Source organism: Paucibacter aquatile (assembly GCF_002885975.1).
GTDB lineage: Bacteria > Pseudomonadota > Gammaproteobacteria > Burkholderiales > Burkholderiaceae_C > Paucibacter_A > Paucibacter_A aquatilis.
Genome location: NZ_POSP01000003.1, coordinates 1796007 through 1807995, shown reverse-complemented (window position 1 = coordinate 1807995; position 11989 = coordinate 1796007). Strand labels below are relative to the sequence as shown.

Annotated in this window: 12 protein-coding genes and 3 tRNA genes; 10 read left to right on the top strand and 5 right to left on the bottom strand. The window is 64.5% G+C overall.

From position 1 onward, the window contains the following. Positions 1-57 precede the first annotated feature (57 nt). Complete coding sequence (locus C1O66_RS11015) at positions 58-960, bottom strand: type 2 periplasmic-binding domain-containing protein (RefSeq protein ID WP_102767919.1); 903 nt, start codon at positions 958-960, stop codon at positions 58-60. Between the two features lie 508 nt (positions 961-1468). Between C1O66_RS11015 and C1O66_RS11010 the strand changes: the two genes are divergently transcribed. Continuing rightward, entirely contained in the window at positions 1469-1879 is a 411-nt protein-coding gene (locus C1O66_RS11010) for a cupin domain-containing protein (RefSeq protein ID WP_102767918.1), read from the top strand. Between the two features lie 660 nt (positions 1880-2539). Here C1O66_RS11010 and C1O66_RS11005 read toward each other — a convergent pair. Next, complete coding sequence (locus C1O66_RS11005; protein ID WP_102767917.1) at positions 2540-2905, bottom strand: hypothetical protein; 366 nt, start codon at positions 2903-2905, stop codon at positions 2540-2542. Between the two features lie 525 nt (positions 2906-3430). Between C1O66_RS11005 and C1O66_RS11000 the strand changes: the two genes are divergently transcribed. The 7 genes from C1O66_RS11000 (at position 3431) to C1O66_RS10970 (ending at position 8381) form a co-directional block, all read left to right on the top strand. Further along, positions 3431-3507: transfer RNA gene (locus C1O66_RS11000), tRNA-Arg, on the top strand. A gap of 12 nt (positions 3508-3519) precedes the next feature. Further along, positions 3520-3594: transfer RNA gene (locus C1O66_RS10995), tRNA-Glu, on the top strand. A gap of 309 nt (positions 3595-3903) precedes the next feature. Next, complete coding sequence (locus C1O66_RS10990; RefSeq protein WP_102767916.1) at positions 3904-4464, top strand: HNH endonuclease; 561 nt, start codon at positions 3904-3906, stop codon at positions 4462-4464. A gap of 198 nt (positions 4465-4662) precedes the next feature. Further along, positions 4663-4728, top strand: a tRNA-Pro gene (locus tag C1O66_RS10985). A 259-nt stretch (positions 4729-4987) separates the two neighbouring features. Beyond that, positions 4988-6124 carry a slipin family protein gene (locus tag C1O66_RS10980; RefSeq protein ID WP_102767915.1) on the top strand — a complete coding sequence of 379 codons (1137 nt, stop codon included), beginning with the start codon at positions 4988-4990 and terminating at the stop codon, positions 6122-6124. Positions 6125-6189: 65 nt separating this feature from the next. Further along, the gene (locus C1O66_RS10975; RefSeq protein ID WP_102767914.1) at positions 6190-7416 is read left to right on the top strand and encodes an RtcB family protein; all 1227 of its coding nucleotides are present in this window, start codon (positions 6190-6192) and stop codon (positions 7414-7416) included. 323 nt (positions 7417-7739) lie between these two features. Further along, positions 7740-8381: an MBL fold metallo-hydrolase gene (locus C1O66_RS10970; RefSeq protein WP_102769598.1), complete on the top strand. Its 642-nt coding sequence runs from the start codon at positions 7740-7742 to the stop codon at positions 8379-8381. A gap of 11 nt (positions 8382-8392) precedes the next feature. Here the strand turns inward: C1O66_RS10970 and C1O66_RS10965 are convergent, their stop codons facing one another. After that, positions 8393-8719: a DnaJ family domain-containing protein gene (locus C1O66_RS10965; protein WP_102769597.1), complete on the bottom strand. Its 327-nt coding sequence runs from the start codon at positions 8717-8719 to the stop codon at positions 8393-8395. A 324-nt stretch (positions 8720-9043) separates the two neighbouring features. Here C1O66_RS10965 and C1O66_RS10960 point away from each other — a divergent pair, with 324 nt between their 5' ends. Together C1O66_RS10960 and C1O66_RS10955 are read left to right on the top strand one after the other, a co-directional pair. Beyond that, a complete protein-coding gene (locus C1O66_RS10960) occupies positions 9044-9622 on the top strand; it encodes a PEP-CTERM sorting domain-containing protein (RefSeq protein WP_165794561.1) in 579 nt (192 codons plus the stop codon). Positions 9623-9870: 248 nt separating this feature from the next. Then, a complete protein-coding gene (locus C1O66_RS10955) occupies positions 9871-10539 on the top strand; it encodes an MlaC/ttg2D family ABC transporter substrate-binding protein (protein ID WP_102767912.1) in 669 nt (222 codons plus the stop codon). 2 nt (positions 10540-10541) lie between these two features. Here C1O66_RS10955 and C1O66_RS10950 read toward each other — a convergent pair whose 3' ends face one another. Together C1O66_RS10950 and C1O66_RS10945 are read right to left on the bottom strand one after the other, a co-directional pair. Beyond that, entirely contained in the window at positions 10542-11135 is a 594-nt protein-coding gene (locus C1O66_RS10950; RefSeq protein ID WP_102767911.1) for an NADPH-dependent FMN reductase, read from the bottom strand. After that, positions 11132-11911: an arylamine N-acetyltransferase family protein gene (locus C1O66_RS10945; RefSeq protein WP_207795933.1), complete on the bottom strand. Its 780-nt coding sequence runs from the start codon at positions 11909-11911 to the stop codon at positions 11132-11134. The genes C1O66_RS10950 and C1O66_RS10945 overlap by 4 nt, the downstream gene beginning before the upstream one ends. Between the last annotated feature and the right edge of the window lie 78 nt (positions 11912-11989).

Sequence of the window (11989 nt, the reverse complement as noted above, 5' to 3'; positions counted from 1 at the left end):
GGATTGCGGCCGCGCCCGGCCGGGCGCGCAGCAAGGGGCGCCGCGGCCGCCGCGCCCTCAGGTCTTCTTGAGCTTGCCGCTCAGGGGAGCCAGCAGCTGTTGCTGGGCCAGCTCCACCAGTTCGTCCTCGGGGTAGCCGTCCACGCGCAGCAGGCGGCGTTCGTGCAGGGCGGCGCGGCGCAGGGCCTGGCTGAAATGCTCATCGAACAGGCGCTGGTAGCTGCCGTTGCGCAGGGCATTCTGCAGGCCCAGGTGCAGGGCTTCGGCCAGCTCGGGCTCGTCCGGGCGCACGACGAAATAGTCGTCCAGCGGGTAGCGCAGGCCCAGGCCCGGCACCACCGCGAGGCCAGCGCCCACCAGCTTGCCATTGGCCAGCTCTTCCCAAATTTCGTTCAGGCCGCGCGAGAGGTAATCGCTGCGCCGCGCCTGCAGCATGCCGAACAAGCCGGCGTAGTTGGAGGCGCTGACGACCTTGAAGCCCAGGCGCTCGAACACGGGGCGATCGGTCCAGTCGACGCCATAACCCAGGCCCAGGGCCTTGAGCTCGGACAGGTCGCGCAGCTGGGACAGAGTCTGTGCGCGCTCGGCGCGACAGAGCAGCAGGCGCAGGCCCAGCAGGCCGCGCCGCAGCGGAATGGGCACGACCAAGCCTTCGCTGGCCGGCAGGTCGCGGCGCGTGACCATGGTGACATCCAGGCGGCCCTGGCGCAGCTCGGCCATGGCGCGTAGCTGGGTGTAGTGGTAGCGCTCCTCGACGCGCGGCTCGCGGCCTGACTGCTCCAGCACCAGCTGCAACAGCTGCAAGGGGTAGACGCGTCGCGGGTCCTCGCGCGGGTCGGCCACGGGAAAGCTCACACCCTTGCCCGTGCCAGTGCCCGGTAAGGCCTGGGCCCGCAGAGGCGGCACCGTGAGCAGGCTGCTGCCGGCCAGGGCCAGGAGGATGCGGCGACGATCGCTCATGCGCGTGGACGGATGCTCAGTGCCTGTGGGCGCGACGCAGCGGAGCAGGGCAGAGTGGCATGGTGGGTCCGTATCTTGGTGACTGCTGCCGCGGCGGCGCTGGCTCGGCTTGCTTGCGAGCGTGGCTTCTGGCAACGGGACAGCATTGAGCGAAAACTCGCGGGGTGTCTATCCCACCAAAGCGGGGTGTGCGCTTGCGAGCCCCGCCGTGCTGGTTGCCGCGCTCATGTGATGGTGTTGTGGGCCATCGCTGCGCTCAGCCCGGCCGGGCTTCAGGCTGTCTGGACAGTGTCAGCTAGCTTGAGTTCCAAGAGGCCCTGGTCGCTGCCGTCTGGTCAGCCGCGCTTGGCCGAGGTTTCGAGCTAGACCGCACTGGCTTTGTCACCCTGGATGCGCGCCTCCTTACGCGACTGGGCGGCCGGATTGCCGAGCAGGGCAATGTTGCGTGGCAGCCGCGCCGTCTGCCTTGCCACAATGTGCCACCCCTGCTTGCTCTGGAGCCTGCACCATGCCCTTCGACCCGCAACAGCGCTATGTCCACCTGGCCGAAGACGGCCATGCCATCGAGTTGCCCGGTGGCGATGCCTTCTGGAGCTTGCCTGCCGCACAGATGGAGGCGTTCGACCTCGGCTGGTTGGTCACTGAGTTCGAGTGCAGCGAGGACTGGCCCAATTGGGAGCGCCACCCTGAGGGCGATGAGTACGTCTACCTGCTCACCGGTTCCGTTCAGCTGCTGCTGGAACTGCCCGATGGCCTGCAGACCCTCTCCTTGGAAGGGCGAGCTGCCGTGCTCGTGCCCCGGGGTGTCTGGCACACGGCGCGGGTGAGCAGTCCCAGCCGCTTGTTGCACATCACGCGCGGCCGGGGCAGCGAGCACCGGCCGGTGCGTGCGGACGCTGCGCTGACCATGGCCAGTTGATGCCGGTATGGGGTGGTGCCGTTTCCGGCTCGTGCCTCCGCCTGCCCGCGGATGTAGCTGGCGTGACATAACGCGTGAATTGGTGGTGGCCTTTCCTGCGTGGCATGGATTCAGTTTCGAGCCAACCGAAAGCGCAGGGCCCTGTGCGGCCTGGCCGCTTGGTCTGTGGTGCTTTCCAACTGCGACGCCGCACAGGCGGCCATGGCTGACCTCCTGCGCCCGGCAGTGCCGCCTGACATTCGCTTTGTTCGTTTTGCCTCGCCCAAACAGGCCGCAGCGGCCAGCCCGCTCGGCAACCAGGGCAAGTTCCGTGTGCCGCGCCGGGCAGGGAAGGCGGGCGGCCAAGTCGCAGGCTGAGCCGATCCTGCACGGATCTGCCGGCAGCCTGCAGAGGGCGGTCGATCGCTCGTTTAGCTTGGGTACAGACGGGAGGGAGTGGCCACCTGTCGGCGATGGCATCCGACCGTGCGGGTGCACACAGTCGAAACAGCAGGTCAATCGCCGGGAAGCCCGCGCAGAGCATTGACTACGCCATCGAGGGTTTGGGTCTGCTTGAAGATCGATCAACCACAACCGTGTTCTCGCAAAGATTGAAGGCAAAAGCCCGGCGCGAGCACAGCATCACCCGCAGGGCGCCCCACATCTTGCTCGGACAGCGGCCTATTTTTGGAAAGTTTTCAGCGCCTGCTTCAAGCGCTTTCGCCCATCGCTGTTTGTTTCGCGATAGACCTTGAGGGCGAGTGCAAGGAACTGCTGCTCTCCTGGAGACAGCCCAGTTGGTTCACGCTCCACATCGAGCCAACCTGGCTCCTTGCCGCAATGTTGTTCAATCTGTCGCGCCAGTTTGTCGCCGATGGGGCGTGCGCCACTCTTGGCCATCGACCATGTTGCGCCACTCATCTCGACTTGTTTAGCCCAGGTGGATTCAAGCCCCTTGGGCGGATCGCCTGCGGCGATGCGTTCTTCCGCGAAAGTCTGGAAGAGCGCGATGGCGTTGAGTCGGCGGAACGTAGTGATGCTGGACACGGCTGGTGTTGTTAAAACACTTCACATGCATTCTATGTGATCGAATGTGTTGACGAACGCGTGAACACTCTTCACAATTCTTCTATTCGTTGATTCACCCCAACCCGCCAGATCTCATCATGCTCCGCACAGTCTCCATCGCCAACGCCAAACGACCCATGTCGGTCGAGATGGCTTTGTGCGTCGCTGCGGGTCGCCATGAGTTCGCGATGCTGTTCGCACTGAGCCAGCCGCGGCATGACCGATTTGAGGGTGACTCACCGTTACCGGGAGGAACTTCAGCCTACTGAAGTTCTTACATTCCAGGGATCCATCTCCGATCCCCTGAAGCCCGGTCTCCTGCAGGAACCGGGCTTTTTGTTTGGCTCTTGCAAATCGGATTGATGCCCTCTCGGGTGTGCCCGTGCACAAGCACCGGCCAGCTCGGTGTGCATGTGTGCCAAGCACGTTCTGCAGACGGAGCCGGCATGCAGCGATCTCGGCAACCATGTCGAGATCGCGTGCGGACACAGCCGAGAGTGCATGGCCTCGTTAGCTCAGCGGAGCAGAGCGCCGGTCTACGAAACCGGAGGCCGGAGGTTCGAATCCTCCACGAGGCGCCAGCTTTCATTTCTGTCCCGTTGGACTTCCGGTGAGGTCCTCGGCCCTTCAAGCCGAAGAGGCGGGTTCGACTCCCGCACGGGATGCCAAACCCAAGCCTGTCGTCGAGCTCTCGCTTCGATAGGCGCAAACCGGCCGCAAAGATTGGGCGGCGTCGGAACCCGTCACCGACAACCCTTGGGAGCAGGACCCGTGTGTGGCGCAAGTGGAAAGCGCAACTGCTTTGGGAGCAGAACCGCCATCACTACCAGCGTTGAGCAGCGCTGCCGCCCATTGGTCAGTCGTGGCCTCGCTCTGCTGGAAGAGCACTAAGCCTTGAATCCGCTGGGCGCAGCTTGGAGCCTCGCCGCCTTCGTCGTTGAATTTCAGTCGTGCCCAGTCGCAGAAAGGAGGACGCCATGCACGATGTATTGCAGTTGGACATCACCGGCCAGCCCCAGGCCTGGATCTCGGTCGAGCAGGGGGCGGTCCATGTGGCCTCCCGCTCCGTGGCCTGGTCGCTCGGTGATACGCCGCTGGCCGTCCTGCGCGGCGGCATGAACGTCCACTCCGGCCTTCAGTCCAGGATTGAAGTTCCAGCCATCCTGGCCTTGAGCGGCAGTTCGCGCTTGAACCTCTTCGAGCGAGAGCCGGGCTTCAACAAGCTCAAGCTGATCCGGCGTGACCGACAGACCTGTGCCTACTGTGGCGATGCGCATGACCTGCGCGAACTCACGGTCGACCACATCCTGCCGGCCTCGCGTGGCGGCCCTCTCAGCTGGATGAACACGGTCGCTGCCTGCCGCGCTTGCAATGCGCGCAAGGCCGACCGCACGCCGGAGGAGGCCGGGATGCCGCTGCTGTTCACGCCTTATGTGCCCAGCCGCTTCGAGGACTTCCTGCTCAAGGGCAGGCGGATTCGTGCGGACGTGCATGAGTGGCTGGCCGCACGGCTGCCGAAAGAATCGCGCCTGAGTTGATCCACGAGGTCGGCCCAGGCGCCAACAGATCTGCCTTGGAAGGCAGGGCTCACAGGTAGGGGGTACCACCCCACCGGTGCGCTGTGGCCGGGTCCGTCCCGTCGCTGCGGCGCATGCCGCTCTGCTGGAAGAGGCCGATACGGTGAAGCACGGTTGTCCCGCAAGGGTCCGGGTTCGACTCCCGGTTTCGCCACCACTGGATAGCTCAGTCGGGTAGAGCAACGGATTTGGAATCCGTGTGTCGTGGGTTCGACTCCCACTCCACAAATGGCCTGTCACGCCAGTGAAAAACGGTCGAAAGACCACCCCGCCGAACGTGCCGGTCTGCCTTCGGGTTTGAACGGCATCAGCGCGGCCACCTGAGCTTCGGGCACGCGGGGTCTGCGTCCACGGTCAGTCCGAGGCTTGTCCAGAAAGGGCATGCCGACGACGCACCGTGGCACCCAGTCCCAGGCATCCGAGGTCCGTGTCCGCGCTGTAACGGCACCCTATTTGAAACACACGCTGCAACAAGGAGAACACCATGACGATCAAGCGTGTCAATGTGAAGAAGAACGAGCGCGGCCTGCTGCTGCGCAATGGCGACTTCGAGCGTGTGCTGCAACCTGGCACACATTGGCTCCTGTCTGGACTGGATCGGCTTCAGGTCGAACTGGTCGCCATCGGAGCTCCGGCTTTCGTGCACCCGCTGACGGACTACTTGCTGGCCAAAGAGCCGGCGGTGGTCGAGGCCGAGTTCGTTCGTGTTGAGTTGAATGCGACGCAGGTCGGCCTGCGCAGTGAGAACGGTGTGCTGGTTGAGCTGCTGCCGCCTGAAACCCGCCGGCTGTACTGGAAGGGCTTGGTGGATGTGCAGCTTGAGGTGATCGACCTGGCCAGCACCCCAGAACTGTCGCCTGCGCTCACCGCCCGCCTGTTGCAGACCCAGCTGCGTCCGCGCAGCATCACCGGCCTGGCTGGTGTGCTGCAGGTGGTCGTGCCGGAACACGGCGCGGGCATTCTGTGGGTCGACGGCAAGATCGAGCGCTTGCTCGGTGCGGGTTCGTTCGCCTTCTGGAAGTTCAACCGCAGTGTGAACGTGGAGCTGGTGGACCTGCGCTTGCAGTCCGTTGAAGTCACGGGCCAGGAAATCCTGACCCGAGACAAGGTGGCGCTGCGACTCAATCTCTCGGCCACCTGGCGCTATTCGGACGTGCTCAGCGCCTACAAGGCGCTGGCCAAGCCGGCCGAGCACCTGTACCGCGAACTGCAACTCGGCTTACGCGCTGCGGTGGGCACACGCTCGCTCGATGAGCTTCTTGAGAACAAGAGCGTCATCGATGAGGTCGTGACCGCCCAGGTCAAGGACAAGCTCGCCGCCCTCGGGCTCGAGCTGACCAGCGTCGGCGTCAAGGACATCGTGCTGCCGGGCGAGATGAAGACCATCCTCGCTCAGGTGGTGGAGGCCGGGAAAGCGGCCGAAGCCAACGTGATCCGCCGCCGCGAGGAAACCGCTGCAACGCGCTCGCTGCTGAACACCGCCAAGGTGATGGAGGACAACCCCGTCGCCCTGCGCCTCAAGGAACTGGAAACCCTGGAGCGTGTGGCGGAGCGCATTGACAAGATCTCCGTTTTCGGAGGTCTGGACCAGGTGCTCAACGGGCTCGTGAAGCTGCGTTGATCACCGCCCCGGCTGGGCGCAACTTGAATCTCGCTCGGCCGGGGCTCTACATTGGAAACTAGATCATGGAACAAGAACAAACTCAACATATCCACGAGGACGTCCCCGGCGGTGTGCCGCTGAAGATGTGGACGCGTGGCGTGCCCATCGAGCCCGAAGCCAAGCGCCAACTCACCAACGCGGCACGCCTGCCCATCGTCTTCAAGCATGTGGCTGCGATGCCGGACGTGCACTTCGGTATCGGCGCTACCGTGGGTTCGGTCATCCCGACCATCAAGGCCATCATTCCGGCCGCCGTGGGTGTGGACATCGGCTGCGGCATGATGGCCTGCAAGACCACGCTGCGCGCTGAGGACCTGCCCGACAACCTCGCCCCACTGCGCGCGGCGATTGAGCGAGCGGTGCCGCATGGACGCGCGCCAGGCAACCGTGACCCGGGTGCTTGGCAGAAGCCGCCAGGTTCTGTAGACACGGCTTGGGCGCAGCTCGAGCCTGAATTCAAGGAGATCTGCCGAAGCTATCCCAAGCTGGATAAAACCAACCACCACAAGCATCTGGGCACGCTCGGAAGCGGCAATCACTTCATTGAGGTCTGTCTCGACGAGGCTGGTGCCGTTTGGTTCATGCTGCACTCGGGCTCGCGAGGCGTGGGCAATGCCATCGGCACCATGTTCATCGAACTGGCCAAGAAGGACGCGATGCGCCACCAGGCCAATCTGCCGGATCGCGACCTGGCCTACTTTGAGGAAGGCAGCCGCTACTTCGGCGACTACGTGCGCGCCGTGAGCTGGGCACAGAAGTACGCCGCGATGAACCGAGAGGTCATGATGCGCCGCGTGATCGAAGCAGCGAAAACGGTGCTGCACAAGAACTTCCAGAGCCATATCGAGGCGGTGAACTGCCACCACAACTATGTGCAGCGCGAGCAGCACTTTGGCGAGGACGTATTCGTCACCCGCAAGGGCGCCGTGAGCGCCAAGGCTGGCCAACTGGGCATCATCCCAGGCAGCATGGGCGCGCGCAGCTTCATCGTGCGCGGCAAGGGCAATCCGGAGTCTTTCGAATCCTGCTCGCATGGCGCCGGCCGTGTCATGAGCCGTGGCGATGCCAAACGCAGCTTCACCTTGGCTGACCATCGTGCCGCCACTGAAGGTGTGGAATGCCGCAAGGACAAAGACGTTCTTGACGAGACGCCTGCAGCCTACAAGGACATTGACGCCGTCATGGCCGCGCAGGCGGATCTAGTCGACGTGGTGCATACCCTGAAGCAGGTGGTTTGTGTGAAGGGCTGAACTTCTGGGTTGATCGATACCACCATGCCGATGCAAAGGTCGCTCAACCCGCGCTCGGCCGCAGTCGGGCATGCGCCCTGGAATCGTTCGATGCTGCAGGGCGGTTTTGCGCTGGTTGGAGCCGGTTAACTGGTGGCCACGCCGAATGTGGCCTCAGCCGGCATCCATCACCGCAGCTGCCCCCTCCCACACAGCTCCCCGCCCGCTTTTCCCAAGCGCGACAACTCACTTCGAAACTTTGACTTCACGCCGTTCGCTGCCGCCCCCTGAGACTTCGATAATTTGCCAGTCACTTCGAAACTTTGTTCTCAGCCTCCTTCATCATGACCCTGCGCTACCAAATCATTCCCGTCACCGCCTTCCAGCAGAACTGTTCCTTGGTCTGGTGTGACGAGACGCTGGAGGCGGCGGTGATCGACCCCGGCGGTGATCTGGCGCGCATCCGGGCGGCGGTGCAGCAGCAGGGTGTGACGCTCCAAGCGATCTGGTTGACCCATGCGCACATCGATCATGCCGGCGGCACAGGGCAGCTCTCGCGTGAGCTGCAGCTGCCCATCATCGGGCCGCATCCGGGCGATCAGTTCTGGATCGATGGGCTGCCGCAGCAGAGCCAGATGTTCGGTTTTCCCGCCGCCGAGCCCTTCACGCCGACACGCTGGCTGGCCGACGGCGATACGGTGCAGATCGGCCGGCAGACCTTGAACGTGCGCCATTGCCCGGGCCACACGCCGGGCCATGTGGTGTTCCATTCACCACAGATTGCGCGTGCCTTTGTGGGCGATGTGCTGTTCGCCGGCAGCATCGGCCGCACGGATTTTCCCGGTGGCGACCACGCCACCTTACTCGCTTCGATCCGCGAGCGGCTCTGGCCCATGGGCGATGAGACCGTGTTCATCCCTGGCCACGGGCCGGAGAGCAGCTTTGGCGCGGAACGGCGCAGCAACCCGCATGTGCGGGATCGCTGAAGGACATCCGCTCACAGCTGATTGTGGACGCGCAGCGACTCCAGCCGCAGGCTCAGGCTTTGCTCGAGCTGGCTGAGCTGGGTCTGCAGATCCCGTCGCAGGGCCTCGTCCTCGCAGGCGGCGATGCGTGCTTGCAGCGCCGCCTTGTCACGAAACAGGCCCACCTCGGCCGGCGCGTGGCCTGCGTTTTTCAGGATCTTGAAGCTCATGCGCAGGCTCTCGGGCGTGGCCTGCCAGGCCTCGTCCTCGGGCAGGGGCTGCCCAAAGCCTTGGGCTGATTGCAGTTCGCCCGACTTCAGTGCTTCTTGCAGGTGCTGGGCAATTTCGTCGTCACGCATGACTTGACCCTTCAGTTTTCGCTGGCTGGCTTGACAACAGGCCATGCCAGCACCCAGTGTAGAAAACATCGGGCGGGCGACATGCGCCCCGTGGCTGCGCTGAACAGGCGCGTGAATAAACCCAAGCACCCAGTTGCGGGGGGTGTGGCGCGTCGGTGCGCCGGCAAAATTCGCATCCGGTCAAACCCGTGTCTTTCAGGGGCCTGCCGCAGCGCTTGTTTCTGGTGCTGGCGGCAGCCCGGCGGCCGCGAACAAGGACCGAGAACACGCCGGAGAACACCACACGGCATCGATGCATTTCACCCCCGAGGGAGAACCAACACCATGGCCTTTACATCCACGATCTTCAGCAAGACCTTGATCGGCGCCGCGGCCGCCCTGACCCTGATGTCGGCCCAGGCCGCACCGGTCAGCCTGAGCTATTCGGGCCATGGCACCAGCAGCTGGTGGACCGCAGCCAAGGCCACCGGCACCGGCTCCTTTGAAACCAACTCGGGCCAGTTCAGCGGCGACATCAGCTATACCGATCTCAAGAGCTTCAGTTTCCATCTGCAGATCGAGCTGGATGGTGTGACCGAAAACTTCTTTTACGGCCTGGATCAGCTGAGTAATTTCTGGGCCACCGTGGACAACAGCGGCTTCACCAACTTCTACTTGCGCACGGAATACGTCCGTGGTGATCAGCGTGGTGGCCAAGGCCTGAACTTCGAGGGTCTGGGCGCCGATGAAGCCCGCACGCACCACTTCGACATTCCTGGCCCCTTCACCATCGGCCAGCTCAAGGCCACCTTCGGCCCGGACAACCATGTGCCCGAGCCGGCCACCCTGGCCTTGACCCTGGCCGCCCTGGGCCTGGCCGGCGTGGTGGGCCGCGGCCGCCGCAGCAGCCAAGGCAAGGCCTGAGGCGCAGGCGCGCGAGCTCCTGTTCTGGTTTTTTGAACCGGGGTGGCGCCAGGCGCTGCCCAAGAGCGCGCCGCGCGGCACTGCCTCCGGCGCGCTGTTGTTTTCAGGGCTCGGCTTTCAGAATCGGCCGTCCGCCGAGCCGGCGTGCGCCCTCTCGTGGGTCGATGTGCGAGAGCCCAGGGCGCCGCTGACGCGGCCCTGCCGGGGCATCTGCCCGGGCGCAGCAGCACAAGGAAAGACGATTCGCCATGAAAGTCCATTCATCCACCTCCACCCTGGCCCGCCGCGGCCGCGCCGCATTGGCCTCGGGCTTGCTGGCGCTGATGGCCATCAATCCGGGCCTGTCCCTGGCCGCCGATGCCAGCGCGCCCGACACCTTGATCCGTGAGCTCTCGCAGGAGACGGTGGAAGCCATCAAGGCCGACAAGGCCATCCAGGCCGGTGACTTGCAGCGCATCGTCAAGCTGGTCGACGAGAAAATCATGCCGCACGTGGACTTCGACAAGACCACGCGCAGCGCCCTGGGTCGCCACTGGAACCAGGCCACGCCCGAGCAGCGCGAGCGCCTGAAGACCGAGTTCAAGGGCTTGCTGCTGCGTGTGTACGCTGGTGCGCTCTCGCAGTTCAAGGATCAAACCATCCGCCAAGCGCCGCTGCGCCCTGGCGCCACGGAAGGCGGCCAGGTCGAGATCAAGACCCAGATCGTCGGCAAGGGCGAGCCGGTGCAGCTGAACTACAGCCTCGAGAAATCGGAGGCCGGCGTCTGGAAGATCTGGGACTTCAATGTGCTCGGCGCCTCCATGGTGCAGACCTACCGCAATCCCTTTGCGCAAGAGGTCAATGCCAACGGCATCGAAGGCTTGATCAAGATGCTGGCCGAGAAGAACAGCAAGAAACCCCTGCCGGCCAAGGCCTGAACTCAGCGGGTCAGGGGGTGGCTGGCCACAAAGCCGGCCAGCTCGCCCACCAGGCGCCGCAGCCGGCGCTGTGCCGCTTCATCGCGCAGCGCCAGCGCGTCATCAAAGTCGCCGTCGTCCAGGGTCAGGCGTGTCGGCGCCAGCCAGGCACGCAGCTCCTGCACGCAATGGGCCATGCCGCCCAGGGGGGAGCTGTCGGACAGGCTCACCAGGCCGACCGCACAGCCTTGCAGATAGGGCCGCGGGTCGCGGGCCAGCAGCTGCATGAAGTCCAGCGCGTTCTTGAAAACCCCGCTCATGGCGCCGTGGTAGGCCGGGCAGGTCCAGAGCATGGCGTCGGCGCTGCGGAATGCCGCGACCAGGCGCTGCAGCGAAGCCTGGTGTTCGGCCGGGTAGTCCGCCAGCGCCCAGTCGGGCCGGTACATGGGCAGCTGCAGCTCGCGCACATCGAGGGTTTCACAATCCAGCCCCAGTTCAGCCGCCATGGCCATGCCGGCGCGCAGGGCAGCTGCCGACAGAGAGGCAGCTCGCAGGCTGCCGCCTAGGCCGACGATCTTGCCGCGCGGTTGATGTGTGGCTTGTTGCGTGTCACTCATGCTTGGATTCCGAAATGGTCGAGCAAGGCCTGTTGACAGGCCGCTTCCGAAGGCAGCAGGCTTTCGGTCTTGAGGCCTTCGGCCGAGGTGAGGATCAGGCGCCGATCACTGAGGCTGATGCGGCCTCCATCGTCCGTGGCCCGAGAGCAGATGCGCTTGCGCGTGAAGTGCGAGTCGGGCGAGCTTTGGTGGAAGCGGCACATCGGCTCGAAATCACTCAAGTCTCGTGCCTGCAAGTTGAAGCGGTATTCGTCGCTCCAGCTCGCGCAGGCCTCGTGCTCAGCGGGGAGTTGCTGCAGTGTGCGAACGCCGCCCAGCGCCTGAATGCGGTAGACATGGCGGCCCTGTCGGCTCGGTGCTGCTTCGGGTTCAAGCGGCAGCGGCTGCAGGAAGCAATCGCCGAAACCGACATCGACCAGGTAGGCGCCGTCTTCCAGGTGCACGGCGAGGCAGAGGTGGTCGAACTCCGGCCCAAACATGCCATCGGCCCCGGCCACCTGCGCCGAGAGCAAGCTGACCCGGTAGCCCAGCTCACGCAGCAGCGCCGCGAACAAGCCGTTCAGCTCGTAGCAAAAGCCACCGCGGCGCTGCTCGACGATCTTGCGGAACAAGGCGGTCTCTTCGAGGACGATGGCTTCGCCCCGATGGATGCTGAGGTTCTCAAACGGGATCTGGCGCAGATGGGCCCATTGCAAGGCGGCCAGGGTGGCGAGATCGGGCTGGCGGTCGCCGCAGTAGGCCAAGCGCTGCAGATAGGCGTCAACGTTCATGCTCATGGGACACCATTGTGCGCAAGTGCGGCGCCCTCGCCCAAGGTCATGGCCGCTGGGCATGGCGGACTCTTTTCCAGAGCC

Bases quoted from the DNA above. Each gene is read 5' to 3' on its own strand.
- C1O66_RS11015 (WP_102767919.1), bottom strand. From the start codon at position 960: ATGAGCGATCGTCGCCGCATCCTCCTGGCCCTGGCCGGCAGCAGCCTG.
- C1O66_RS10990 (WP_102767916.1), top strand. From the start codon at position 3,904: ATGCACGATGTATTGCAGTTGGACATCACCGGCCAGCCCCAGGCCTGG.
- C1O66_RS10955 (WP_102767912.1), top strand. From the start codon at position 9,871: ATGAAAGTCCATTCATCCACCTCCACCCTGGCCCGCCGCGGCCGCGCC.
- C1O66_RS10950 (WP_102767911.1), bottom strand. From the start codon at position 11,135: ATGAGTGACACGCAACAAGCCACACATCAACCGCGCGGCAAGATCGTC.
- C1O66_RS10965 (WP_102769597.1), bottom strand. From the start codon at position 8,719: ATGCGTGACGACGAAATTGCCCAGCACCTGCAAGAAGCACTGAAGTCG.
- C1O66_RS10980 (WP_102767915.1), top strand. From the start codon at position 4,988: ATGACGATCAAGCGTGTCAATGTGAAGAAGAACGAGCGCGGCCTGCTG.
- C1O66_RS10960 (WP_165794561.1), top strand. From the start codon at position 9,044: ATGGCCTTTACATCCACGATCTTCAGCAAGACCTTGATCGGCGCCGCG.
- C1O66_RS10945 (WP_207795933.1), bottom strand. From the start codon at position 11,911: ATGAGCATGAACGTTGACGCCTATCTGCAGCGCTTGGCCTACTGCGGC.
- C1O66_RS11010 (WP_102767918.1), top strand. From the start codon at position 1,469: ATGCCCTTCGACCCGCAACAGCGCTATGTCCACCTGGCCGAAGACGGC.
- C1O66_RS10970 (WP_102769598.1), top strand. From the start codon at position 7,740: ATGACCCTGCGCTACCAAATCATTCCCGTCACCGCCTTCCAGCAGAAC.
- C1O66_RS10975 (WP_102767914.1), top strand. From the start codon at position 6,190: ATGGAACAAGAACAAACTCAACATATCCACGAGGACGTCCCCGGCGGT.